Below are 26,647 nucleotides of genomic sequence, written 5' to 3'. Positions count from 1 at the left end.
TACACTTCACGCTCCATGATCATTATCCTGCTATCATTCGTTAGTAAAGTGCTATAATCTTATCATGATATTTTCTGTACAAAGTTAAAGCAATCTCAACCGGATCTCCTTCGGCCCGATCTTTAAATTCATCAGTTGAGTTAACCCATTGCCATTCCCAATCTTTTATTCGTTCTTCAAATAATTTAAAATCAGGTTCCTTCCCTTGTCCTTTGCACTGATTAAGATAACCGAAAAACTGTGTCCAGCGCGGAAGATAAAAATGACTGAGCATTCCGTTCCACTGACGGTTTGAATACTCATGCAGGCCCGAATTACGGTCTCCCCACAGGGTGATCAGGTTACGGGCATTTCTCTCATACAAGCGTTTTTCCTGCTCGTTCGTGCCGTAAGACTTTGCTGAATTCAACCAGACGCCGAGCAGAAAATCTTTTCTTGCTCCCAAAAGGAGATCCATATCTTCTATTATACCCAGGAACATCTTACTTTGATTATCGAATACAGCATAGTCTTTCTTTTGATAGGCCGATGCGAACATCTGTTGAACCGTATCTGCATAATTTGCCAGGACCTGCCGTGTCAGATCAACTAAATCATACTTAAATCCTTCACTATCCTTTAGCCGCGGCGATGCCTTTATTAAAAGCTCCCAGGCTGGGATAAGGTTTGCCGGCTTATAGTTTTTGCGTGTATCCGTCCCACCTGTACTTTTATTGAATGTCGGGCGCCCCGTAATAATCGACTCCGGTCCGCCGCTTCTGATTCCCCCTGTGTAAACCGTCTCCTTTAATATCTGCCATGCGCGTTCTGCATCCGGATCTTGTTTTCCATACCGTCTTCTTGAATAGTCCTTTAACCAACTGTCAACATCAACTGGCTTATCTCTCCAGACATTCTCCATCATCAGTGCATACATCACCGGATTCTGCTCAATGGCTTCCGGCGTAAGGCCAATACCCATCAATTTTCCGGACTCGGGACTATTTAATGCCCCGGCAGGGCCTTTCGCCACCTCATCCATTCTTCCGTACAGGCTAATATTACCACCAAAATTATGCAGCATACACCAGATCCAGGGTTTTCCATAATAGGCTTCCGTTCTGTTCCAGACAGGATGATTTTCACTCCATAAATCGAGGATAATCATCTTATCGTCGGGGACAGCATTCAGCAACGCTTTAATCTGCTCCTGCTGCCAGAACTTAGAATGAAAATGAAACAACCAGCCCTGCATTATCCAGACAGCCTTTGGATCAGCTGCCGCCATAGACTGATACACCTTTTTACTAACAGCATTCAAGAAAACGGGATCATTGGTCGGTGGAGCGTTTTCATTAAAGGTATCTGATGAGTATAAATGATCTGTACCAAAGGTTTTGATCTCTTCTTCGAGAAATTTCCTTCCAATTTCGGTGAACATCGGGTCGTCCGGATCCAGGATATACACCTCCGGAAATCCGGCCCAATCCGTTTTCTTCAAATTCGCATCCGGAAATTTATCTTTAAATGCCGGGGGTACATGTCCTGTAAAGGCAGGAAGAATTGGCGTCATTCCCAGCTCTCTTTCTCTCGAAAGGATCTTCTTTTGCAGCTCCTCGTGCTTTTCCATGAAGCTTTGAGGTAAAGGTCCTCCCCAGCCGTCAAGGTTGCCCATCCAGAACCAGTTGAAGTAGGCCGGGCCGCTGAAAAAAGATTCGAGATCTTTATCCGTAAAGCCCATACCTTTATAAACCCTGCTCCACACCGAATTCTGCCCTGTTATAGCAAGCGGCATATTGATCCCATTAAGCGCCATCCAGTCTATCTCTTTCTCCCATCTTTCCCAGTCCCACCAGCTCATACTGTAGTTAAACGTGCAATAATTTAAATAATAGCGATAACGGTAGGGCGTAGTTTCCCTTACCTTGCCCTTTATGGCAGGCAACTTTACGGGAAGTTTTAAATTACTTCCATTCCAGCTGATGTCACTATGGGTATACTTTTTCAGGTAGAAATGAAGAGCACTGGCTACCGAAACGCCGTTGCTTCCGCGCAAAACGATCTTGCCCCGCCCGTTTTCTATTTCGAAAACATCCTTATCATTCACCTTCGGAATAACCCCGATCTCAAACTGGTCAGCATGGCGGGGCAGGACGCGCTTAATAAGGTCACGCACAGCCTGAAGCTTGTCCGTCGGATTCCCGCTAGTCTGCGAATAACCGGAAAAAGCAGAAAGAACAATAAGCAGGGCTACCAGCCCTGACAGATAATAATGTTTGTAAATAACTATTTTCACTATCGTACCACTGTTTAAAGATAAACGGCTTGTTAGATCACCTGAATCAAAGTATCCACCCGATTCACCTTATAACTTACAACTCAATACTCCCATAAGCTGCAACCAGCTCTTTCGCCTTTTGTATGGGATCATCAAAAGGTTCAACCCTGCTACCCCCCGGCGTCTTTATCCACTTTTCCTCCCAATCCAAACGTCTGAAGCCGGCATTTGCGAGATGCTTTTGAATCCTTGGAATATAATAATCACGGATCAGCCCGCTCCATATCCTGGCTGCATAATCGTTCTGAACACCGCCCCACGTTGTAATCAGACGTTTTGCATTGGCCTCGTAATAATTCTTTTCCTCTTCTGTCTTTCCGTGTGACCGTGCATAATCTACCCAGGTCTGTAAACGGTTATTTGGATGTGACTCAAGCAAGCGGTCAATCTGGTAAAGGATCTCAACAGCTTTTTCTCCCGCTTTGCGTTTCACAGTCTGATCGTTTTGAGCATCAGCCTTCAACGCCCGGGAGTACCATTGATCAGCCCTTACCCCCAGATACAGCATGGCAATCTCAATGGCATCATTCTGGTATAGTTTACTGGCTTTCAACTCTTCCGAGCAATCCAGAAAATTCTCTGCTGATCTCATAAACAAAGAATCGGAATTCACACTTCCCTTTCTTCGCGTATCCGGTACCACCAGCTGCCATAAAAACCGTGGATAGGATCCAAAACTCCCGTATGCAGACTTTCTCAACTGCTCCCAGGCAAGTTTCATCTTATCCGGATAAGCACCGTAACGTGAGCGGCAATATTCATCCAGCCATTTGTCAAGATCCACCGCGTCTCTTTTCCATCCCATGTCAGCCAGAAGTTCATACACCACCTCATTGTTCTCTATACCCTCAGGAGCAGAACCAAAGCCAACGAGATTTTTGCTGAACGGCGATTTTAAAGCCTCAGCCGAACCCGACGCATACAAAGATAAAACACCTGTCCACGGAGTTTTACCGCCGAAGTTTGGCACGAAGCTGTATATCCATTGTTTTCCGTAGAAGCCCTGGTGTGTTTTCCAGACCATAGGTATTTTCCAAACATATTCAGGATACTCGTTAGCCAGATCAAGGATCAGCATCCTGTCGTCAGGCACCTTTGAAAGCATCGCCTGCAATGACCTCTGATCCCAGAACTTGTGCTGATAACCGAATGTCCATCCCTGGGTTACCCAAACGGCATCAGGATTCCCGGCTTTTATAGAGTTATAAATAGATTCGCCATACCCGGCAAGGAGAGGATATTTCTGTTCCGGATGATCTTTTGGCACTGGCACATCCATTTCATTAAAGCTGTCGGATAAATAAAACGTATTCTTTCCGAATTCCTTCTCCCATTCTTCTACAAACATCTTTCCGATTGTCTTAAACCACGGAGAGCCAGGCGAAAGGACATACGCGTTATACTCCGCGGGAAATCCTCCCCACTTTAATGCATTCACATGGAGTTCAGGATGCTTCTTTTTAAATCCTTCCGGAACAAAACCGGCAAAGGCAGGTGCCACCGGGTTCATTCCCAGCTCACGCATACGTTTCAGTATCTTATGCTGCAGATCTAACTGATCTTTGTGCCAGTCTGAGGGGACAGGACCATCCCACTTATTCAGGTTTCCCATTCTATGCCAGGGAAGATGCGCGGGTCCGGTAAAAAAAGCATCTGTTTCTTTATTGCTTAAGCCGAGTTTCTTCCAAACCCTTGCTGCGATGGTTTCACTTGCCACTGTAGCCAGCGGCAGGTTTACACCGTGCAAGGCCATCCAGTCAAGCTCCTTCTCCCAGCGCGCCCAGTCCCAATATGGAGTAGTATAACCAAACGTCACGACATTGAGATAATAACGATACCTATAGGGAGACACTACCTTCACTTTAGAATAGTCAGGCCATTTAAGAGGTATATGAAGATTGCTTCCGCTCCAGCTTACCATACTTTTGCAGGCTTTTCTTAAATACTCATAAAAACCTGAGCAGATAGCTGAAGGACTGCTTCCCCTGACGGTGAGCACCCCACCACGGGCTTCAATTTCATAAACATCCGTTCCATTCTCAGATGGAACAACCTGGAGATCAATGGCGTCGGCTCTATTTCCGATCGTGCGACGTATTACGTTGCGGGAACTAGCTGTGATACTCCCCACATCCACTTGTCTTGCTTCCACGTTAATTCCGTTCCATGAAGCCAGGATAAAGAACAATATGATTTTCTTATACATTGATAAAATGTCCATAAAGAGCATACGCTTCCCTGCGTATGCTCTTCTTGTTAATAGTATTCCAATTATTTACTTTGCTGTACCAGACGGCGAACCCTATGATTGGCGAGATCAGCGACATAGACCCTTCCCTGGCTATCCGTTACTACATCCGTCGGATTTTTTAGCATGACGGCAGATGCAACAGTGCCATCAGCAAATCCGCCTGTCCCGTTTCCGGCAATAGTAATGACCTCTCCATAAATGGTTATTTTCCGTATAGCATGCCCTGCCAGATCAGCCACGAAAATATTCCCGTTCTTATCCACACACAATCCATATGGCTCCGAAAAAGCAGCAGTGGCAAGATCTCCGTCTACCAGTCCTTTAGTTCCGCTCCCGGCGAAGGTAGTTACCACTCCCTGAGGAGTTACCTTCCTGACCCTTTGATTGTTCCTGTCCACTACCAGCAGATTTCCATCGTGAGCGATGGCAATCCCGCAGGGTTTATCAAACTTTGCATCGGTTCCCGTACCATCTGCATAACCGGTCGAGCTTCCTGCCAGAGTAGAAACCGTCCCATCCGGAGTAATTTTCCTGATCCGGTCGTTAGTATAATCGACTACATAGATAATTCCGTTGTCATCCACTTCTACATCCTGGGGATAGCTGAAGCGGGCTGCCGTACCCAGACCGTCCGCGGTTCCGGCGGTACCATTCCCGGCAATAGTAGACACGATGCCATCAGCGCTGATTTTACGGATCATGTTATTCGTACGGTCAGCGACGATAATATTATCATTCTTATCAACAGCAACCTTCCAGGGCCCGCTGAAACGGGCGGTCGCAGCTGGCCCGTCTACTCTTCCAGCCGTACCGGTACCCGCAAGCGTACTGACTACGCCATCCGGCGTTATTTTCCGAATCCGGTTATTAACCCGGTCTGCCACGATGATATTTCCTTTTGAATCAATGGCAACCCCTTCAGGATTATTGAACTTAGCAGCAACACCTGTTCCGTCCGCAAACGAAGCCGTTCCATCACCGGCAAATGTTTCTGTCGTATAGGGAATAATAGGTTCCATATACTCAAATGAAAGACCTTCAACCGGGCGTCCAGCTATAGATACACTTACCGGAACATTCCCAACCGCTTCGCTTTCCGGCACTTCCACATAAATATTCTGTTCATTGAACGTTACAATTTTAGACTCAATTCCATTTATCCTGATTATGTTATCTGTACGAAGACGGCTGAAGTTTTCACCGCTAATTGTTAATACAGTGCCGGCACGGCCTCTCTCCGGAGAAATAGAACTCACCACCGGATCAGGCCTGTTCCCTGTTTTTTCATCTTTTTTACAGGATGCATTTAACAATCCTATTGCTAAAAGCAGAAGCATAAATCTTTTCATCTATAAAAATCCTTTATAACCTGGTCTTTATTTCACTTTAAATTCCGCAACGATGGGTAAATGATCGGAGGCATATGGTTCATTAATTACCCGGTGCGACAAAACTTCCAGTTGTCCTGGTTTCCTGAACATGATGTAATCAATTGTCCTGTTAGGATTCACTTCAGGTATGGTAAACCCACAGTTGCCGGTACAGGTCCGGGTAAATGCTTTATCCAGGATAGAAATAACTTCACTGTCAGGCACCGAATTAAAATCGCCCCCCAGAATTACCGGGGTCTTTCCGTTATCCAGAAGACGGATCAGTTCAGCAGCCTGCAATGGCTTGTTTACAGCTTTTAAATCGAGATGCGTGCTTGCAAATCTCAGTTTCTTTCCTCCTTTTAACTGTATTGTAATAACGGCAAGACCTCTTGGCTCCCCTCCTGATCCTTCCTGCATAGGAAGCTTATAAGCAGCCGAATCAAGGATAGGATATTTCGACAAAACAGCAATGCCGTAATCACCTCCCTGATGATCAATCGTCTTCACAAAAAACGCATGCATTTCGGTCAGCTTCGCCAACTCCCTGGCCTGGTGTACATCCTTGCCGGAACGCGCGGTATGAACATCCACTTCCTGCAAAGCCACCAGATCGGCTTTCGAATCCCTGATCACCTTTGCTATCGCCTGAATATCGATAAGCCCTTCCTTTGCTTTGGAAGGCGGGTTGCAATGATGAATATTATAGCTTAACACCCTTATGCTGACATCTGTCTTCTTTTTCTGTGCATAGGAACTTAATGCCGGCACAATGAACAGTACTGGTAACAGTAAACTCTTAAACAATTCCTTCCTTATAAAATATTTCATACTCTATTTAAATTTTAACTCAGCTACTACAGCTCTGTGATCTGAAGCCAGGGCTTCACTGGCTGTACGATAGCTTTGAACTGAAAATGCCGATGATGCATGCTGATTGAGAAAAATATAATCGATAGTCCGTGCGGGACTTACCGCCGGCGATGTCAGCGGGCAACCAGAAATACACCCTGCTGTAAGACCCTGCTGCAGGGTTGTAATCGACTCGCTGCCCGGAACCGCATTGAAATCGCCCGCCAGGACAAAAGGCGACTGAATTCCAGAATTAATCCTTAGCAGCTCATTCACCTGCGCCAGGCGGCTCGCGTTATCCGAAACTTCCAGATGAGTAGATGCAAAATAGAACTTGCCGGTCCCTCCTTCCGTAGCGACAGAGATCATCGCAACCGAGCGAAGTTCACCGTTTGATCCCTGAGCGAGAGGTAAAGCGTAGCGTGTCTTATCTGTTATTTCATAGCGTGATAATACAGCAACCCCGTATTCTCCACCATCATAATCAATCGACCTGGAGAAGAACATGGTCATTTTAGTCCTGGTCGCCAGATCCTGCGCCTGGTTGAGAGAGACACCGGAACGTTTTGTATTCTTATCCACTTCCTGAAGTGCGACAAAATCCGGCTTTTCGGCATTGATCACTGCTGCAATGGCTGCCATATCTATCACATTTGCCTGCGCAGGTGGGTTCGCATGATGGATGTTATAGGTCATCACCTTGATGGTTTGTCCGGCTTTTATCGTCTTTAGCGTTTCTTCCACTGGCTTTTCGGGTTCTTCAGATCCGTCAGAACCAGATTTCCCGCATGAGGCAGCCAGTATGATCATTGCCAGCCACATTCCCTTTAACATTTTCACTTTTAACATATCCGATCTAGTCTTTTTTCTCATTAATATCTTATCTGCCATGCTAACATCTTGATTTTCTATTCCCATCCGGGATTCTGTCCCAGGTTAGGGTTCCGGTCACGCTGTATCATTGGCACAGGCCACAGATAATTCTTGGGATCAGTAAAACTGCGGTCGTCATCCACTATTATATATCCCTGAGCATCAGCCCTTAAATTGCTAACATCGGCCTGAACCATAGCCCACGATTTTTTCATGCCTTTGATCGGTTCGGCCAATAGGCTACCTTGCTTCCAGCGTTTAATATCAAAGTATCTCTGACCTTCCAGGACAAGTTCAACCCGGCGTTCACGCCTGATCTCCGTACGGAGATCCATATCATTTGCCGCCAGCTCTGTCAGAATCATAGGATGCATTCCGACGCGCCCTCTCAATAGGTTAACGGTTTTATCCAGATCATCCTGAGTGAGTTTACCCTGTTCAAAACGAGCCTCAGCATAAGTAAGAAGTATCTCTCCATAACGCAATACATGAATATCATTTTCATCCTGTCCCACTTTTCCAACTGCTGACAATTCAACATACTTCGTGAAGTAATATCCAGTGACGGTAACACACCCTCTTCTATCTGAAAGGAATTTCGGCGTAGTAAAAATATCGGGATTCGTATTTCCCGGCTTTCCATCATATCTGCCCCCCCATTGAGCTCCAGGCGCTAAAACAGTTTGTTTCATCCGGGGATCTCGATTTTGAAATACATCATTATACGAAGTCTCTTTGTATAATGGAGACTTGTCTATAGGCAGACCATCAGAGCACAGATAAGCATCAACCAACGACTTTGTTGGATTAAATCTTGAACTCTGATCAGGCACCTGGATCTCCCGGCTTAGGTTGTGTACACTCTCATTTATCAGATTGAGACGGGCAATAATGGTTTCCTTATTATTTCCATTTTTCATTTTGCCGGCCCAGGTGAAAAAATTATTATATGTATTATCCGGATTACCCGTATTGTAAAGCTGATAAACTCCCAAATCCATTACATCCTTCGCTGCTTTCTCTGCCACATCGTAACGACCAAAGTAAAGCGCATACCGGGCTTTCAACCCCAAAGCTGCTCCCTTACGAATACGGCCCAGGTCACTTTTGTCAGCTGCTGGCAGTTCAGCCTTCAGGTGTTCGGAAGCTTCCTGCAGCTCATTCAGGATAAAGTCCTGAATCTTCTCCGCCGGATCACGAGGGCCGTATGCCTCTTCTATTGTAATTGGAGTGGTAATCAAAGGAACATCCCCGTAAAAAAGAGTCAGATACGCATAGGTATAGGCTCTTATCACCCTTGCTTCCGCAGCAAGTTCTTCCCGCCTGGCTTCACTAACCGTTGTGGCCCTGTTGTAGTTAGCAAGAAAGACGTTACATTCCCGGATTGCCGAATACATACTCCCCCACTCATTATTGATAGTGTTTACATCTATGCCATACCGGCCGGCAGCAATATTTCTGTAATCTGTTGTACTGGAATTGTAGGTATTATCGCCAATCTGATCCATATCGACCGTATTCTTATTCTTGATATTGGCATATAGACCGTTCGCAGCCAGCACAAGCTGATTTTCCGTAGTCCAGAATGTTTCATCCACAATCTGGTCCAGTGGCACACGATTGAGAAAATCCTTTTTACAGGACGATAGCGCCAACCCCGATATTATAATGATAAATAGTGTTAATCGTTTCATTGTATCTTATTTCAAATTGACGTTCAAACCAAACACAAATGTTTTCACCTGAGGGTAGTATCCTCCGGAAGTTACCGGGCTTTCCGGATCATATCCGTGAAAGTAGTCTGACCGGGTGAACAGGTTGTCGGCAGACGCATATATCCTCAGACGGCTTACCCTGACCTTCTGAAGAAGAGAAGCCGGCAATGTATATCCAAGCTGTATGTTTTTAAGACGGAGATACGAAGCATCTTCCAGCCAGAACGTTGATAAGCGTTGATTATAAGTTTGATTATAGGTCAGACGGGGATAAGTTGCATCCGGATTATCGATGGTCCATCTGTCTAGATGAACATCCTGCGGCATAGTGGATTCGGAAGTAAACGCGTGTCTTGCGGAGCCTGTAATTAAACCATTCGCTTTTCCAACTCCCTGAAGGAAGAACTGGAAGTCCAGACCTTTCCATTCCGCATCACCACGAAATCCAAAGGTATAGCGGGGAATGGCATTCCCGATTACCTGCCTGTCGTCGGCAGTAGTGATTTTACCATCTCCGTTAAGGTCTTTCAGCATGATATCTCCCGGCTTAGGTGTGTACTGAGAGTCGTAAGGAAATCTCGGGGTATATGTCTTCGTTGCAGGGTTATAATCAAAATCAGCTTCCTGTGCAATTCCATTAGAAACAAATCCATAGAAAGCATCAATCGGATAACCTAACATCCGAACCCGGTCTGCAGGTGTTGTAGCGACACCACCAAGACTTGTTACTTCATTTTTTACATCCGAAATATTGAAACTGGCTCCATAACCTACCTTCTTTATTCTGTCTTTCCATGACAAGAGTAACTCCCACCCTCTGTTCTCTACTTTTCCGGCGTTCTGAGGAGGATAATTACCTCGTATTCCCATTACATCCGGAAGAGGAACATTTAAAAGAATAGCGTTGGTTTTATTCACAAAATAGTCTGCTGTAATCCCAAGGCGGCTTTTCAGCATAGTGAGGTCAATACCGATATCTTGTTTTGATCCCGCTTCCCACCTTATTATCTCATTAGCAACCCCATTTTGCCTGTATCCAATTTGGGGGGTATTCCCAAGGGGCATGGTCTGAACAGGACCTATCGTTGCCAGGAACCCATAATTTAGCCGGTCACCATCAGAATTCAATACATTATCATTTCCCTGGTTCCCATAAGAAGCTCTGATCTTACCAAAATCAAACACCTTTTTCAATGGTTCGAAAAAGCTTTCCTCAGAAAACACCCATCCCAAGGACCCTGAAGCAAACCAGTCCCAACGGAGGCTGCTTATAAAGCGTGAGGATCCATCATACCTGAAGTTTCCTTCCACCAGGTATTTCTTATTATAAATGTAGTTTAACCTTCCAAAAACTGATTGTAATGCCCATTGTTCGGCATTAGCTTTATTCTCCTGCTGGGTTGTACCAATATTTAAATTAGGTACATCCTGGGAAGGAAGACTCAGGCGGCTTGCCGAAAAATTATCACTGATCTCTTCTTCCCTTGAAAACGCTATCATCGCCTTTAGTTCATGTTTTTCGGCAAGAGTTCTCTCATATTCTGCAAGTCCTAAAAACGACTGATAGAAATTGGTATAATCAGATGCAGTCAAACTGTTTGTTGGATTGGTCTGATAAATTAAAGAACCGTCGTCCGGGCTATAATAATTGATCGTTTTATTGAAAACTGTTCTTTTAGAATTGGAGCGGATCACAGCATACTGCCCTTTTAAGCTTAAGCCCTTACCAAGGTTCAGCTTCGACTGCAGATTCGCTGTGATTTCCTGAGAACCAAAATCGTTCGTTCCACCGTCAGTTGTCACTGCTACAGGATTACGAGACCCACCGATATACCCCCAACCTCCTGTAGTAAAACGTACAGGAACGAGCGGAATGATCTGCATAGATGCATAAATGGGACCACCGGCAGATGTAACGCTCTCGGACGATCCTGCATAATTCCTGTCTATATAACCCACATTTGCATCCAAGTCCAGTCTGTCGAAAAGGGTTGTGTTCAGTCTAGCCCGGATGTTTTGCCTTTTGGCTTTATATTTATCACCCGTAACCAGGCCTCCTTCTTTCAGATAACCATACGATAGGTAGTAGTTCAGATTTTTTGCCCCACCATTTATACTTACATTATGGTTCTGCTGGGGTGCGCTTTTTTTCATGATTGCATCTACCCAGTCGGTATTGGCATAATAGTTCGGATCTGAACCACTTCTGGCTATTTCAATCTGGCCATCGGTATAAGTAGGATTAAGCCCCACATTCACCCGCGACTCATTAAGTAGTTGCATATAATCAACCGATCCCAGCCTTTTGGGCAAAGCAGTGGGGGTTTGAAAACCAAAGTAATTGCTATAGCCAATAGACGGCTGTTCTCCTTTTCCCTTTTTTGTGGTGACCAGTATAACTCCATTGGATCCCCGTACCCCGTAAATAGAAGAAGAAGAAGCATCCTTTAAAACAGAAATGCTCTCTATATCATCCGGATTAAGAATATTCATATTTCCTCCCGGCACACCGTCCACGACCAGTAGAGGATTAGCATCATTCAGCGTTCCGATTCCTCTGACACGGATCGAAGTAGCATTATTCCCGGGAAGGGCAGTACTGCTCACTACTGTCACCCCAGCCATTAAGCCCTGTAACGCAGATGTGGTATTTCTGACGGGGCGGTTCTCAATATCAGCGCCTGTGACCACACTTACGGAACCCGTCAGATTTACCTTCTTCTGTGTTCCATACCCCACAACCACCACCTCACTCAGGTTCTGCAAATCCTCTTTCAGGCTGATATTTACCTGTGTTCTTCCATTCACAGGAATTTCCTGCTGAGCAAAGCCGGTATAACTTACCACAAGAACAGCATTGTCTTTTACATTTCCCAGAACAAACGTCCCGTTCACATCAGAAACAACCGCCTGATTCGAGTTTTTCACCCTGACTGTCGCTCCCGGCAGCGGCTGTCCTTCTGTATCGGTAATCTTTCCCCTGACTTCTATTAACTGAGCCTCTTTTTCCCGCTCCTTTTCAGTCTTCTTTGTAACTATAATCGTATTGTTCTCAATAACATATTTAAACGGCTGTTCCCTGAAGCTTTCTTCCAAAGCCTTCAGAAGGGGCACGTTATTGAGCTGAAGAGTAACGGGCTTAGCCTGTTTCAGTTCATTGTATTTATAGAACACAAAATAGCCGCTTTGCTTTTCTATGGCCGCTAATACTTTCTCCAGCGGCACATTTCTCACCGAGACACTTACATTTTGGGAAAAGCTTCTCGCGCTGAGCTGCAGACAAGTAATTGTGAGTAAAATTGCTGTGAGTTTCATTACCAGAAACGGTTTGGATGATAAAAACGTCCTGATCCCAGGCATTTTACCATGAGAGTGTAAATGCATACATTTGTGATGTTTGGATTAATGGATGAGTTCGAGATAAAATCTTTTGTTAATCCGGCTATCCCTTCGGGGAACCGAACCGGTGGTGTTGCAGCACTTCCGGTTCTTTTGGATCAAACTTCAGGGGCGTGTAGTTATGTTTTCATAGTTTCTGCCTTATTTAGTTATTTCCTACAATTATTTTTCTTCCCTCAATGTGACAGTTCACATTGCTTAATTCAAGAATGCGCAAAACCCCGGAAACGTAAGCTGTTCTTCTGATCTTCCCGACAAACTGGTCCGACTGAACCTTGCCCCTGTATTCCACGTCTACGTCATACCAGCGCGACACCTGCCGCATGATGGCAGGTAAATCTTCTTTGTCGAATTTGAAGTATCCGTTTTTCCATGCAACTGCTTTTTCGAGATCGGCATCCTGTACCCTGATAGATGAAGAAGCCGGATTGACAACAGCCTGCTGGCCGGGTTGCAGTTTTACTTCTTTTCCTGTACTGCCTGCAGCTTTCACGATAACACTTCCTTCCAGTAATGTAGTAGATGTATGCTCCTCGTCTTCGTAAGCACTGATATTAAAATGAGTACCCAATACTTTTATCTCCTGATCACGCGAACTGACAATGAACGGGATTCTGTCGCCCGCTTTTGAGAAAACATGACTGACTTCAAAATAGGCTTCCCCGGTAACTTCTATACGCCTTTCATTATCGCTGAAAATAGTAGGAAAGCGAATCGAAGAAGCGGAGTTCAGCCAAACCTTCGTGCCGTCGGAAAGCACAAGAGAATACTGCCCTCCTCTTGGTATAGAAACCGTGTTGTAAGAAATTGCTGAACTGTTATTCGTTTCATGAGGACTGTATATCAGTTCGCCATCTTTAGTTTTATTTACGGAGGCACCCGACTGATCCGCCACCAATCCTGCCCCAGCGTTGTCCAATACTACCGAAGATCCGTCTGCAAGTGTCAATGTAGCTTTGTTACCACCCGGCGCTATATCCTGCCGCTTAGCTTTAACGGGGTTGGCTTCTGCCAGATTCCGGGTACTTATTCTTTTTTCATTATTTTGATAGAACCAAATAGTAAGAGCCGATACGACCAGAACCACCGCAGCCGCCATCCAGCGTAAGACAGAACGACGACGATGAAGATCCCGTACTTCCCCCTTTCTATCCAAAGCTATTTGCCGCTGCAGTTCTTTTTTCATGCTGTCCTTCAGAGATTCCTTCTCAGTTGTGCTGATAATATCCAAAGGACTTTCCCGGGCATCAAAAAGATTGTAATACGAATGCAGGAACTCTTTCTCTGCGTCAGTAGCTTCTCCCCTTCTGTATTTGCTCAGGATCCGGAGAAACTCATCTCTATCCATGTTCATTTAGCGGCTCTTTATATCAATGACCGCCGAACACGAAAAAGTCCCACAGGAATTTTAACTTTTTTTAAAAAAGTCCGAGAATTGATAAAAGGCAAATGATAGTGAGTGATTGGCGCAATTGCGCAATGCTCTTGCCTAATTGATTTTGTACGGTTTTGCGCGAAATATTTAGTTGCTCTGCGATCTCTTCTGTGGAGAGATCCTGGTTAAACCGCATCTTAAAAATAACTTGTTGTGAAGGAGTAAGAGAACCGACAAGCATTTCATAAACGTTCAGAAATTCCTTTTTCAGGATGTAAGCGTCCGCCTGATCTTTGGATATTTCGAGTTGTGAAAGCAGTTCAGGAATAGGAGTATATTTCTGCTCTTTCTCCAGCCATTTAAATACATTATTTCTTACTGCTGTAAAAAGATAACCCGGCAAATTGTCTATAAGCAGCTCCTCCCGCCTCGTCCAAAGCTGAAGAAAAATATCCTGGGTGATATCTTTTGCATAATCAGCGTCAGTAAGTCTCTTAAATGCGGCTGAATAGACGACTTCCCAGTACTTTTCATAAAGGGCATCAAACGCCTCACTGCTGCCCTCCTGCATTCTTCTCAATAAAAACTTATCTTCTTCCATGCTCGTACCAGCTAACCAGCGTTATATCAGTGTTCTATCAACTAAGATAGAAATATTTTATATGCGGTTTTTACTAAACTGAATATAAAATATTTCTACAGGCCCTTCCTTTTCGGATAACCATTGACGATAAATCCAATAATTGTATCCAGAAAACAGACAACCATGAATCGACGGATCTTACTGAGCCAAAAGAAGCGGTTTAATATTAAGAGAATATTAAAAGCACATTAAAAATCCTCGCAGGATTTATTTAATATCAATATACAAGACTACTACTTGTAACAGTGGGATTTGTTGGATCAGTCGGAAAGTTAAAACTGTTAGTAATCGATTTCCCCTTAAATTTAAAACGAACGGTTGCCTTACAAACCAGTTTCTTGGAATTGAGCTTTTTCATAATTTTGCTTTTTCCCAAGTTGATGGCTTATGCTCTGTCAGAAAATTTTTTTACACGAGCGTAAGGTTTAGAAAGATGAAACCAGTGTGATTACATTTCAATGACAAAAAGAAAACAATTCAGAGAGCTCCTCCGGCAAACATATATTCAACATTTACTAGTCTGGACAATTTTCATCATCTATGAATTACTCAGTATCTATATCAGCTTCGGTTCCTTTATTTATGGCCCCTCCACTTATATTGCATATTACATTTTAAACATTGGATATTTTTATTTCAGTTCTTTTTGTATTCTGGAGTATTGTTTCTCCAAATCAAAAGCACCTTATGTATTTATAGTATTAACACTCTTAGGGCTGATCCTTTATCTCGCTGTAAAAACGGTTATGGATTATTATGTAATGGGATATTACCCTGTACAACGAAAGAAAGAGACCGACTGGGAACACGTTTTTAGAAATCTTACCAGAGGTGTTCAGTTTATGACATTCAGTATAGGATACAGCGCCGCAAAGTACCTCCTCGATTACAGAAAAAAACTCAGCGATGCAGAAAAACACAAACTGGAAGTAGAAAAGAACCTCATAAAAGCAGAAAACGCCTTTCTACAATCCCAGATCAATCCTCACTTACTCTTCAATACTCTTAATTTTATCTATAACAGTGTCAGACGTACTTCTGCCGAAGCCGCAGAATGCATCATGCTGCTATCCCAACTCATGCAGTATTCACTGGAAGACATCAGTGATGATAACAAGACTCACCTTGATCAGGAAGTTGAACAAATTGAAAACTTCCTGAAGTTAAACCAGCTTCGGTTCAGAAATCAATTATATGTAGACGCAAATTTCAACGGAGATTTTGAAGATATCAGAGTACCTCCACTCATCCTTCTTACCCTTGTTGAAAACATCTATAAACACGGCGACCTGACAGACCATAAAAACCCGGCATTAATTGAAATAAGCGTAAACAACGACGAACTATCGTTTACAAGCAGGAATAAAATCAGGCCTTCACATCCTCTTCCGGGAAGAAACATTGGATTAAGCAATGTGAAGACCCGGCTCGCCACGCATTACCCGGAAAGGTTTCATTTGGAAACAAAAAAAGAAGGATCAATTTTCTTTACTGAATTAAAACTATCTTTATAGAAACATGACTTGTTACATAGTGGATGACGAATTTCATGCTATTGAAATTCTGGAAGAGTATATAGGGAAGACTGATGGGCTTAAATTGATTGGTACGACAACCAATCCACTACATGCATTAAGTGAGATCGGCAAAACTCATTTTCCCGATGTCATTTTTGCTGATGTAGATATGCCGCAGCTTTCCGGGCTGGAGTTTGCCGGATATGTTTCTGTATACAGCCTGATCATCTTTACAACGGCGCATCCCCGATTTGCAGTACAGGCGTTTGAAAAAGAAGCGTTCGACTTCCTTGTAAAGCCGGTTCAGTATCAGCGATTTTTAAAGAGCATACAAAAAGCAAGGAAGCACCTTGCTTCTAAAGAAACAGCAAGTCCTCCAAAAGAGGAGGACTTCTTTTTTGCAAAAAGTGAGTTTAAAGGAAAAATCATACGATTTGAATTTGCCGAGATTGTTTTCGTAAAATCCGAAGGAAACTACATAGAGATCAATCTGGAAAATGAAAAGCACCTGGTTTACCTCACAATGGCTGAAATTGAACAATTTCTCCCGGAGGAGCATTTTTCACGTGTACACAAATCGACAATCATTAACAACCGGAAAATTAAAGCAGTAGAAGGCAACCGCATATTTCTTGTAAACGGAGAAAAAATCGATATCGGCACTACCTTTAGAATACCGTTTCTGGAAAAGTTGTCAAAACGGCTTCTTAACTCAAAAAGGAAGATTTAACGTGTCATACTTCCTGATATTGCCTCTTGTACATAGACGTATAGTGCTTAAACAAACAATAGGAAATTACCAGTTCCTGCTTACGATGTTCATCAGTTAAGATCCGGTTGATCTGCATATGTACCATGTCCGACAGGTATTTTTTATATCCCTTTTGGGGAATGGCTTGAAGCAACAAGCGGACAGCTTTATTAAAGCTCCGCTGATGTTTTCTTGCAGAAAAGGAATAAATCTCTTTTTCTCCCGACCTCTCCCATCTCTCCAGATCTCTCTTAAACATCCGGTACTTTTGATCGAGCTGTATCTTTAGTAGCTTATTTCCCCTGAATTCTGCAAACAAGCCCGAATAATAGTCTTCAAAAAGATCTATATTAAAGGAGAGATCTGAATTAACAGATTTAAACAAACTCAAGAGGCTGACAAAAGTGACAGAATACTCTGTAGCTGTCTGTTCAAAGTCATGAAGTCCTCTCAGAAGGCTGGCTACCAGCAACGAACCTTCATGAAAAACATCTTCAACCAGTTCTATTGCAGCCCCGTAGCGTTCAAGTTCTCTTTGATAGGCATCCACTACATAAGACACTATTATACCACTATGGATCTCTTTTTCAAGCCGGTTACTGATAAATCCAATAATGCCAGCCGGCTCTTCATTAAACAGCTTCAATCTCAAACGGATATGCGGATGAGGATCACTGTATCGTATAAAAAACCATTTACTTATAGCATGCTGCTTCTTGCTGATAAGCGGCATCAGTACATGACTTAACAGATGATTCGCTGCGATGGGTTTACAATAAATTTTTATATAAAGCCATTCACTGCCGGGCAAAAAAAGTCTTTGCTTTTTAATAGCGGGTGCATGCCCTACAAAACCTCCGTTATATACGTTTTTATCATTTACCAGGAAGCATATGAGCTGATGTCCGTATAACTTGCTCTGCTCATCCCGCAGGCTAAATAAAGCAGAATCAGGAGTAAAAAACTCCTTCAATATCACATCCTCCTTGTTAGCTACAGTTTTTAGAAAAAAACGAATATCATTCTCTGACTTACGGTTAAACACCAGGTATCTGTCGCTTTGGTTAATAGAAAAATATTCAGTTAAAATAGCTTCATCAGCAAACTCATTAAATAACCGAATTTGATCATCAGGAGATGCTGACAAGATCTTTCGGATCACTGATTCTTTAAGACGCCAGGTGGCCGGATACAAAATACTATTTTTGTACATTACCCTGGGATAAAAGTCCAATCCGGGGAAAAGAGCGGAAAGATCCAGAGAGAGATTCGGCTGGATACCCTGGTTTTGAACGTCACAAAGGAACCGAAAGACAGGAAGATCATTAAGTCGATAATTATATGCGGAACTTAGTCTGGGTACGATCACTTTATCAAGTCTCCTGGAATACAAAACCACCTTGTTGTTTCGCACTGAAACAAGGAGATCATTTAAAAATATCTGTTTCTCCGGCCGCAATACCGATTGCCCCGAAACGATCAGATCAAACTCATAGATATTTTCCCGTAAATTGATGTTATCGGTATGCGCACCCGTTAAGTGAATAATTTCTGCAAATACAACTTCGGGATTTAGTCTTTCTTCAGCACGCGCAATATCCCTCATTGCATTCAGCAACTCTTCACTAAACAAGGTAAATCGCCCGGCCAGCTGCATCGCAGTGGCCCCGCCGGCAGACTCAATAAAAACGTTTTCTCCTGTAAGTCTGAAGATAACAGACGAACTGGGAGGCAGAGAAACATTTTCGGAAGCAGGCAGCGCATACAAGGCTTCTTTGTCTATCATGATCAAAGGAAGTCCTCCTTTTGTAACCCGGCCCTCGTTCCATAATTTCAAAAGAAGAACATGTACGTCCGACCATTTATTTCCGGGACTTTCAGCCTGATCTTTAAAAGTAAGATCCTTTAAAAGAAGCACCTCGTAATTCGTATTTCCATATCCTATACCAGCTTCCGGGTCGAGCACTTGCAGCAAAGGTATCTGCTGCAAATCATAGCGATCTTTGAACAGCCGGATAAACTGTGTCATATCCGGAGCAACGGCAGGAAGACTAAGTCGTTTACAACAGTCTATCGCATCCAGAATGAGAGGCTGGATAAAGGATGACAAACCGCCTCCAGGCGTGATTTTTCTTTCAAAATTAACATACAACAGTGATTTTTCTTCACTTTCGGGATAACCATTAACCGCCATAAGCTTCTTCACTGTTTCACCGGCCTTATCCAGGTCAGACAATTTCAGTTTCTCATCGAGATCCAAAAGCACACTACGCAATGGCGTATCCTCACTAACTTTATCAATAAATCTTGACCAATAAGGAGTTCCCGTAACATTAAAAAAGAATGCGGAAACCAGCATTCCATTTTCTATGAGGAATTCACAATAATGCTGAGCTTCTTCAGAATCACAGGATACCTGCTCCATTAAAAACCTGATAATTTCAGCTAAAGACCTCCCCTTATCGCAAAATTTCAGGATCTTACGGTTTACGAAGTTTGCAGGAACACTTTGCAGTTGATACTCAATCGTACCTTTTACAATACATGTTTGTAAGTACCTTATCTCCTGGTGAATGATATAACATGATACATTACTCCTGTAATGTAGTGCGGAAGGATCGGTATTTTCCTTCAGCAAGCTATTAAGCAAATGGTTGATAATCTGATCAGGCAACACATGAACGCGTTGTTGTTCTCTTAGAAAAACGGCCGGTAGATTCTCCCCGTTCCAATCAACGACGGAAAAAGAGGAGAACAATCCAAACGGGGTAGGCCTGAAGCACATTCTGTTCAGATACTTTTTCAATGTAGAAATTTCCTGATCATTCAACTTCTCTGCGTTGAATGCCTTTTTGGAGAGGAGTCCGAAGAACATGGGGTTGGCATGCTTTAAAGCCTGCTTAAAATCACGATCTGCCAAGAGTTGATCCAGTGAAGCGGATGCGTACTCTTCAATACTCCTTGATGGGCTACGGAGTATGAGTTTTGGGTAAAATTTCAACTGTTCCATATACATGAATGTTTCATTCGTCTTCACAATACGAGCATTCATCACTACAATCTCCACATTCATGTAAGTTTTTTTACAAAAGAAATACTCTGTGCTATCTTTAGAGAGTTGATGCACACACGTTCAATAAAAAAACACCAGCATTACTACATTTTGACGTTCTTATAGCAGGTAATAAGGCTACAGAAATAAAAACCAAACGGCTTGGTTTAGGGAAGCAATAGCCGTAACAGATATGTTGTTGAGTTCCCGGACTTATCCGGGAGCTGGACAGCACCTCTTAGAAGAAGGAATGAGAAAGAGCTATGCTTACCCTGCGTCTCCCTTTTATATAAATTTTGGCACCAATCTTATCGGCCATAAAAGTTCAGTACCGGGGCAACCCGGACTGATTATATGGTTTTTTATCAAAAACTATAATATTAAACTGACTCCAGAGATAGTAGCCCCTTTTTGAGCTATTCAATCGTTTGCATATATTTTAGTCTTTTTGTATAGTATGCAAAAAGGAACAAGGTCCCTCCTCCCATATACAGAGATCCTTATTCCTTCGCTTTAATCGTCTTAGAGGCTAATTAAGACAGAACTTGCTCTCATTTGAATCAGTAATAGTATGGATTTAAAATTGCGTTATATTTTTCCCCTCCCGCCAAGGTATACTCCCATGATGAAATCTCTTCCATGTACCCCATTGATAGGTCGTAATATTTATAATAGTCATATGTATTATAAACTCCCAGATCTAACTGATATTGGTTATTATTTGCGTTACTCGCGGTAATTGTAGACTCATTATACGTACCTCCATTATACCATGAACTTCTATAAATAACAGCTATGCCAAAGGAAATTGACGGATCTGCGGCTATTGGTATTGTACAATGAAAATCCTTATAAAATCTCACGTACAAATGAGCTGAATTTCTTGTGTATTCATCGTCTCCATTATGGCCAGAGGTTGTATTAGTTGTCATTTCCAACCTTGCGAATATAAGACCGTTATCGGGAGGTAAGGGAGGATTAGTAGGTGGATCGCTTGGATCTGGATCGGGATTGGTAGGATCGGGGTTATTACAATTTTCTATAACGATCTCTGATATTTTACTCCAAGGATATTGACAAGTTCCAGGAACACCACAATAGCCGCATCCACCGCAATAACCTGCCGGTGCTCTCTGCGGACAAGCAACTGAATTTTGAGAAAACGTTTCTGCAAAATCATTCTGGCCATTACAGATACTATAGAATTCAGCAAAATACCATTTTATACATGAACTTACAGTCGCCTTCTTACTCGTCGTTTCTTTCCCTTGTTTGTATTGTACTGCTCTCTGAGATCCATTGTCAAGTGAAGATATGACAGCCAATCCGTTAAAGCCTTTAAAATTTACTGTACTTTCTTTCCCCACTCTTTTTTCTGCAGACGGATCATTTACATACTTTGCTAAAAAGAACTGTATTGTGTCAGCACTTTTTTTTGCAATTAAATACCTTTTCGTCTCGTTTTGAGCAGTGATCCTATTTTTGTTATTAACTCTAAATACCTGTTGAAGAGGAATATATATATTCCTCTTTAAAAAAAGAATTATTTGTCCAAACAGGGGCCCATTGTGCCGTTATTGTATCATTTACCAAGTAAACGAGCTTTTTCTCTATTTTCTTTTTGAGGAATTGTGCCTTTACTTCTTCTAAAGTAAAGACAATGGACTTGCGTTCTCTATTATCAACATCTTTTCTACATGTTATAGAGATGACCGCAAGAATGCAAATAATAAAAAGTAATGCCTTTCTAATATTCATGGTTTGAATTTTGAAGTTAAATTGATTTTTTTACTAATCTGAACAATCAAGAAACAACATTATTCACTTCTAATTCTCGGTTCATCTCTTAAGTAATACAACATTGATTTGGTCAAGCGATCCCGGTTCATCTATTTATAAAAATAACAAAATGAACCACTTAATCCCAAGATTAACGATAAATAAATATCAACACATGTTGAATTTAAATAAAAACATCAAGTCTTATTTAATCAAATTAATCGCAACCTATCTTTCTTAACCACTGCAGTAGATTCTTTTCTCAGGGTTTCAAGCAAAAATCACCCGAAACAACTTAAAAATCTACTATTGTTGTTTATAAGTCAACAAATCACTTACAGAATGCATCCATTTCAAAGGTTAAGTTTTAAATGACTAAATGAAGGAAAATATCGAAAATCGGCTAATAATAAACCTCATACTACAAATATAGTCTGTATTTTCCTGCAAGATATCAAAAACATAAAACGTCGTTTGGTACAAACATGTCTTCAGTTTTACCCTGCTCACAATATGAAATACGATTCCTGTCAATTAACTCTAGCATTTAAAGTATTCTCCAGCACGCTTCTCCTTCCATCTATTTCTTCTGACATGTTCAATCCAAGAATTCTAACAATTAATGGATAAATATGAACATTTTCGAAAGCTCTGATTTTTAAAGATGACTTAAAAGCCGGTCCCCATGCAATAAAAATCGCCCGCATATCTTTTACTTTTACAGGATCATAGCCATGAGCACCCGGTTTAGCTTTCTTATCAGAGAAATACTCAGGACACTGAGGTTCAAGCAAAATATCAGCAATCCGTCCGAAAACATCATCATTGGTCGAAAAGTGCCAGTAAGAAGGGGTATTGTACTTCGTATACACCTTATATCCCATAGCATTGTGCTTTAGCTTATCGTAAACCGCATTGACATCCCCCTTATTCTTAACAAAGACTTCAACCATAGTACCACTTCCCGAAATCGTATATTTTGTGGTATCAGCCGGGATTTCAGAAATCTTAATAGGATTTTCGTTATTAACCTTCGTAAGGCCATGGTCTGAAACGAAGATAAAGTTAACAGGTAAGCCAGTCTTCGCAACCTCTTCTGTTAATTTTCTGACAGCAGAATCCACAACAGATACAGCATCTTCAACCTCCTTGGAATCAGGCCCAAAATCATGTCCGGCATTATCAACCTCCGGCAAATAAAACGTAATCAGGTGCGGCCTTTGTTCCTCTGGAAGCTTCAGCCATTTTACTACGGTTGCAATCCTCCTGTCCATAGAAATCTTTTCATTGTAAGGATACCAATATGTTGGCCGTAAACCTTTAATGTCCGCCTCCGAGCCGGCCCAATAAAAACTGGCACTCACCATCTGCTGTTGTTCTGCCAAAACCCATAACGGCGTCCCTCCATACCATTTACCAGCTGTTACGGCCTCCTTTTTTGATTTTGAATACCACTCTTTGTTCTCCGGATCCTGGAAAGAATTACCGATGAGGCCATGATGAGATGGATACAGCCCTGTAACAAGCGTATAATGATTCGGAAAAGTCAATGAAGGAAACGACGGCTGCATATAAGGGGAGCTAACGCCTTTCTTCTTCATCGATTGAAGAAAAGTTGCATTATACTTTGTAGCAAAATCATACCGGAAACCATCCGCTGAAATTAGAATTACGTAAGGCTTCTGTTGTTGTCCCTGGCTATTTCTTCTGCCAGGTTCTATGCGTTGGGTAGTATCGGTTTGAGCAAAGGCAGAACTAAGTGTAAAGCCGTAGAAAATTAGACTATAGATAGTAACGGTAAAAACTCTCATGGCAATGCAGTGAATATTAAGAAAGTTATAAAGGCAAATGTAAGAAATGAAAATATCCCAGAGAGTCAAATACAATCTGGAAGTAGTAAACTCACAACAACTCCCATAAAAAAGAAGCCGCCTCATTTTGCTATGAGACGGCTTCTTTTTTATGGGAAGATCTTAGAAATTGACCTTAAGCCCCAGGTTCCATGTTCTGCCCCATCCAGGGAAAACAGTATTCCTCTTACCTGATCCTCCTTTTCCAATTTCAAAATCGGTAGCATCGGTTGGATCAAACTTAGTATCAGTGTAAGATTCCGCAATATATTTTTCATCAAAAATATTGTCCACGTTGAATCTCAAAGTTATCGGAGTCTTATACAGATTGAATCGGTAAGACACACCAGCATCTACTAATGTATAAGAAGGAAGCTGCCATGGCTGTGTACCAGCGCTCTCCACTGCAGTGCGCTGCTCGTATAGATATCTTGCATACAACTTATCAAAAGAGTTGAGATCTGCCCTTACGCGAACATTCTTTACTACCTCGTAGCTAGCGCCCAATGCATAAGTCACGTGAGCAACATCCCCTACCTTAAGACCTTTAATGTATACTGTCTTAAAGTCGCTGGTAGGTGTATTAGTGTCGTCATTAATCTTTAAAGCCTGCGCATTATCTTTGTATTCAAAGTTACCTAATGAAAACATACCAGTAAGCTCGAGTTTACGAATCGGCGTAGTTGCCATGTCAATCTCTAATCCCTGGCTCAACTGCTTTGCACCTACAGTGAGATCACGATAGCGGACACCTTGTTCTACATAGGAAGATCCGGAGATGGTCTTATCTGACCACATAGTCCTGTAAAGATTCACATTCGCACTGAACACCCTGCTGCGGAAGCTATAACCCAACTCTGTACCAAAGACCTTCTCATTTTCCAGATCCTTATTGATCTTATTAGGCAAGTTGCTGTTCGCCGCAAAAATCGCGTTGTAGAAAGGAGCACGCGTGAAATAACCAATATTGGCAAACACGTTGTGCTTTTCATCAATACGATAGTTAGCTCCGCCTTTAGCTGTGTAGGCAAAGTAGTTGTATTTAGGCGTCTTACGGTTCTCATCATCCGAAGCTAAAAATTTATCTTCTCTCTGATAGCTTGTATTATTAGCAGCACCTGCTACAAAAATATCCCATGAACCATATGTATACTCTAAAGATGCCTGACCACCATATTGCTGAACGTAGCCGGGATTGTCATATCCTACTGTACTTTTTTTATCTCCATTTAAGATGTACTTAGGATTTTCGTTTGCATCTTTCGTTTCAAAGAAGACATCTCCACCAATGAAATCTTCAACTCTCTGGTAGTGCAATCCCTTATAACCACGATAGTCGATACCGGCAGAAAGGTTGAATTTATCATTGATTCTATAACCAAGATTACTGATTAACCCATACCAGTTATGCTCGTTCATAGAAGAAATCCGAGAGATTCCTGAGTTGTTTCCAGACGTACTTAACTGATATTGTCCCTGATAAGTTCCCGAAGCAATAGGCGTATTCGCGGTTTGGGCACCGAAGCCATTCACTGCAGTACCAGAATTCCATTTTGAAATATCGTCCCAGTTGATAAGGCCATCCTCTGTTCTAGGCAATCTTTCATAAGTGGTATTATTAATGCGGCCACTAGCCGCAGTACCGCCACCCCGTCCAATGGAATAATAAGCGATTGAATTTAACTCAAGTTTATCAGAGATATTCCAGTAATGATTTAAATTAAACACCGGCTTATGATAGAAATTCTTCTTAGCGTTGAACTCCTCGCCATTTAAATAGCCCCATGAGTCATTGTATTTACTTCCTCTAGCGATAACTGAAGGATCATTAGGATTTCCGTAGTAAGTTTGGTACGGTAAAGAGAAAGACCTCTGGTTATGCCATTGAGGAGCACCGGTTGCTGTGAAAGTTAACAAGTGTTTTGAATTGATCTCGTAACCGAGAGATGCAAACCAGTTCCAGCCTCTGTACTGAGTCCCCTGAACATATCCGTCTCCCTGGTTTAAACTTCCCAGTACCGTCAAAGCCAGTCCGCTCGGCAATTTACCACTTGAATAGCTCACCGTATACTTCATAAAATCGTCGTTCCCCATATTAGCGCTTACGGAACCACCAGCGGTCATCTCTGTAGGTTTGGTAACGATATTAATAGTACCACCTACTGAACTAACAGACAACTTTGAAGCACCTAAGCCTCTCTGAACCTGCATGCTGCTTGTAACGTCAGTTAAGCCAGCCCAGTTAGACCAGTAAACTCTTTGGTTCTCCATATCATTTACAGGAACCCCGTTCACCATTACCGCTATATTTTCCTGAGAAAAACCACGGATAACGATACGTGAGTCACCGAAAGCACCGCCGGCTTTAGTTGTGTAGACCGAAGGGGTACTTTTCAATAGTTCGGGAAACTCTCTGTTCACCCCTTTGGATTCAATATCCACAGCCTTGACGGTAGAAAATGCAACGGGAGTCTTCCGGTCTATAGCCACATTACCGGTAACGGTCACCTCCTGCATGGAGGTAGCATTAGGTTCTATCTGAATATTACCTAAATTAATCGCTCCACTGAATTCGATCTCCTTCTGGATATACCCAATGTAGGAAATTACAAGGGTACCGGGGGAAGTTGCCGAAATCGAGAAAGAACCATCTAAACCCGTAGATACACTCTTTTTTGTCCCTTTCAGAAGCACAGAGGCCCCGGGTAAGGCTTCTTTTGTCGAAGCATCTACAACTTTACCCTTCACTATTTCCTGAGCATACGCATTCACCGCAGAAGCAACAATCATTGCTACCACAACTAAGGAAAGTAAAATTTTCTTCATAAAAATTTGCTGTTTGATAAAAAAATGAAAATTTTATTCTGATTTTCGACGACAAAGATAGCTACGTTTTTCAAAAA

At 42.4% G+C, this 26,647-nt stretch carries 16 protein-coding genes; 2 read left to right on the top strand and 14 right to left on the bottom strand.

Translation table 11 applies throughout. From position 1 onward, the window contains the following. Window positions 1–40: 40 nt before the first annotated feature. The 9 genes from DDR33_RS09865 to DDR33_RS09825 form a co-directional block, all read right to left on the bottom strand. Complete coding sequence (locus DDR33_RS09865) at window positions 41–2,275, bottom strand: alpha-N-acetylglucosaminidase (RefSeq protein WP_238387747.1); 2,235 nt, start codon at window positions 2,273–2,275, stop codon at window positions 41–43. Between the two features lie 76 nt (window positions 2,276–2,351). Beyond that, a complete protein-coding gene (locus DDR33_RS09860) occupies window positions 2,352–4,523 on the bottom strand; it encodes an alpha-N-acetylglucosaminidase (protein WP_202913705.1) in 2,172 nt (723 codons plus the stop codon). A gap of 65 nt (window positions 4,524–4,588) precedes the next feature. Then, window positions 4,589–5,917: an IPT/TIG domain-containing protein gene (locus tag DDR33_RS09855; RefSeq protein ID WP_109415614.1), complete on the bottom strand. Its 1,329-nt coding sequence runs from the start codon at window positions 5,915–5,917 to the stop codon at window positions 4,589–4,591. 27 nt (window positions 5,918–5,944) lie between these two features. After that, window positions 5,945–6,769, bottom strand: a complete 825-nt coding sequence (locus DDR33_RS09850; RefSeq protein WP_109415613.1) for an endonuclease/exonuclease/phosphatase family protein — start codon at window positions 6,767–6,769, stop codon at window positions 5,945–5,947. A 3-nt stretch (window positions 6,770–6,772) separates the two neighbouring features. Then, the gene (locus DDR33_RS09845; protein WP_238387746.1) at window positions 6,773–7,639 is read right to left on the bottom strand and encodes an endonuclease/exonuclease/phosphatase family protein; all 867 of its coding nucleotides are present in this window, start codon (window positions 7,637–7,639) and stop codon (window positions 6,773–6,775) included. Window positions 7,640–7,698: 59 nt separating this feature from the next. After that, window positions 7,699–9,357 carry a RagB/SusD family nutrient uptake outer membrane protein gene (locus DDR33_RS09840; protein ID WP_109415611.1) on the bottom strand — a complete coding sequence of 553 codons (1,659 nt, stop codon included), beginning with the start codon at window positions 9,355–9,357 and terminating at the stop codon, window positions 7,699–7,701. 6 nt (window positions 9,358–9,363) lie between these two features. After that, the gene (locus tag DDR33_RS09835; RefSeq protein ID WP_238387745.1) at window positions 9,364–12,693 is read right to left on the bottom strand and encodes a TonB-dependent receptor; all 3,330 of its coding nucleotides are present in this window, start codon (window positions 12,691–12,693) and stop codon (window positions 9,364–9,366) included. Between the two features lie 229 nt (window positions 12,694–12,922). Beyond that, window positions 12,923–14,131: a FecR family protein gene (locus DDR33_RS09830; RefSeq protein ID WP_109415609.1), complete on the bottom strand. Its 1,209-nt coding sequence runs from the start codon at window positions 14,129–14,131 to the stop codon at window positions 12,923–12,925. Window positions 14,132–14,195: 64 nt separating this feature from the next. Continuing rightward, the gene (locus DDR33_RS09825; RefSeq protein ID WP_109415608.1) at window positions 14,196–14,753 is read right to left on the bottom strand and encodes an RNA polymerase sigma factor; all 558 of its coding nucleotides are present in this window, start codon (window positions 14,751–14,753) and stop codon (window positions 14,196–14,198) included. 500 nt (window positions 14,754–15,253) lie between these two features. Here DDR33_RS09825 and DDR33_RS09820 point away from each other — a divergent pair, with 500 nt between their 5' ends. Continuing rightward, complete coding sequence (locus DDR33_RS09820; RefSeq protein ID WP_109415607.1) at window positions 15,254–16,309, top strand: sensor histidine kinase; 1,056 nt, start codon at window positions 15,254–15,256, stop codon at window positions 16,307–16,309. Window positions 16,310–16,313: 4 nt separating this feature from the next. Beyond that, complete coding sequence (locus tag DDR33_RS09815) at window positions 16,314–17,042, top strand: LytR/AlgR family response regulator transcription factor (protein WP_109415606.1); 729 nt, start codon at window positions 16,314–16,316, stop codon at window positions 17,040–17,042. A gap of 4 nt (window positions 17,043–17,046) precedes the next feature. On the opposite strand, the gene DDR33_RS09810 is transcribed toward DDR33_RS09815, so the two are convergent. The 5 genes from DDR33_RS09810 to DDR33_RS09785 all read right to left on the bottom strand — a co-directional run bounded on the left by DDR33_RS09810 (window position 17,047) and on the right by DDR33_RS09785 (window position 26,570). Beyond that, window positions 17,047–20,136, bottom strand: coding sequence for a lantibiotic dehydratase (locus DDR33_RS09810; RefSeq protein ID WP_109415605.1), 3,090 nt, complete (start codon window positions 20,134–20,136; stop codon window positions 17,047–17,049). 539 nt (window positions 20,137–20,675) lie between these two features. After that, window positions 20,676–21,482 carry a hypothetical protein gene (locus DDR33_RS25560; RefSeq protein WP_146198736.1) on the bottom strand — a complete coding sequence of 269 codons (807 nt, stop codon included), beginning with the start codon at window positions 21,480–21,482 and terminating at the stop codon, window positions 20,676–20,678. Window positions 21,483–21,609: 127 nt separating this feature from the next. Continuing rightward, window positions 21,610–21,873, bottom strand: a complete 264-nt coding sequence (locus DDR33_RS09795) for a hypothetical protein (RefSeq protein WP_109415602.1) — start codon at window positions 21,871–21,873, stop codon at window positions 21,610–21,612. A 551-nt stretch (window positions 21,874–22,424) separates the two neighbouring features. After that, a complete protein-coding gene (locus tag DDR33_RS09790) occupies window positions 22,425–23,705 on the bottom strand; it encodes an alkaline phosphatase family protein (protein WP_109415601.1) in 1,281 nt (426 codons plus the stop codon). Between the two features lie 162 nt (window positions 23,706–23,867). Then, window positions 23,868–26,570 carry a TonB-dependent receptor gene (locus DDR33_RS09785; RefSeq protein WP_109415600.1) on the bottom strand — a complete coding sequence of 901 codons (2,703 nt, stop codon included), beginning with the start codon at window positions 26,568–26,570 and terminating at the stop codon, window positions 23,868–23,870. Between the last annotated feature and the right edge of the window lie 77 nt (window positions 26,571–26,647).

The sequence above is a fragment of the Pararcticibacter amylolyticus genome (genome assembly GCF_003130405.1).
GTDB classification, from domain to species: domain Bacteria; phylum Bacteroidota; class Bacteroidia; order Sphingobacteriales; family Sphingobacteriaceae; genus Arcticibacter; species Arcticibacter amylolyticus.
Note: the sequence above shows the minus strand (reverse complement) of the source record. Positions and strands in the feature narration are given on the sequence as shown.

Excerpts from the sequence above, each read along its gene's own strand:
- DDR33_RS09860 (WP_202913705.1), bottom strand. The coding sequence starts at position 4,523 with ATGTATAAGAAAATCATATTGTTCTTTATCCTGGCTTCATGGAACGGA.
- DDR33_RS09855 (WP_109415614.1), bottom strand. The coding sequence starts at position 5,917 with ATGAAAAGATTTATGCTTCTGCTTTTAGCAATAGGATTGTTAAATGCA.
- DDR33_RS09850 (WP_109415613.1), bottom strand. The coding sequence starts at position 6,769 with ATGAAATATTTTATAAGGAAGGAATTGTTTAAGAGTTTACTGTTACCA.
- DDR33_RS09845 (WP_238387746.1), bottom strand. The coding sequence starts at position 7,639 with ATGTTAAAAGTGAAAATGTTAAAGGGAATGTGGCTGGCAATGATCATA.
- DDR33_RS09840 (WP_109415611.1), bottom strand. The coding sequence starts at position 9,357 with ATGAAACGATTAACACTATTTATCATTATAATATCGGGGTTGGCGCTA.
- DDR33_RS09835 (WP_238387745.1), bottom strand. The coding sequence starts at position 12,693 with ATGAAACTCACAGCAATTTTACTCACAATTACTTGTCTGCAGCTCAGC.
- DDR33_RS09830 (WP_109415609.1), bottom strand. The coding sequence starts at position 14,131 with ATGAACATGGATAGAGATGAGTTTCTCCGGATCCTGAGCAAATACAGA.
- DDR33_RS09825 (WP_109415608.1), bottom strand. The coding sequence starts at position 14,753 with ATGGAAGAAGATAAGTTTTTATTGAGAAGAATGCAGGAGGGCAGCAGT.
- DDR33_RS09820 (WP_109415607.1), top strand. The coding sequence starts at position 15,254 with ATGACAAAAAGAAAACAATTCAGAGAGCTCCTCCGGCAAACATATATT.
- DDR33_RS09815 (WP_109415606.1), top strand. The coding sequence starts at position 16,314 with ATGACTTGTTACATAGTGGATGACGAATTTCATGCTATTGAAATTCTG.
- DDR33_RS09810 (WP_109415605.1), bottom strand. The coding sequence starts at position 20,136 with ATGAATGTGGAGATTGTAGTGATGAATGCTCGTATTGTGAAGACGAAT.
- DDR33_RS09795 (WP_109415602.1), bottom strand. The coding sequence starts at position 21,873 with ATGAATATTAGAAAGGCATTACTTTTTATTATTTGCATTCTTGCGGTC.
- DDR33_RS09790 (WP_109415601.1), bottom strand. The coding sequence starts at position 23,705 with ATGAGAGTTTTTACCGTTACTATCTATAGTCTAATTTTCTACGGCTTT.
- DDR33_RS09785 (WP_109415600.1), bottom strand. The coding sequence starts at position 26,570 with ATGAAGAAAATTTTACTTTCCTTAGTTGTGGTAGCAATGATTGTTGCT.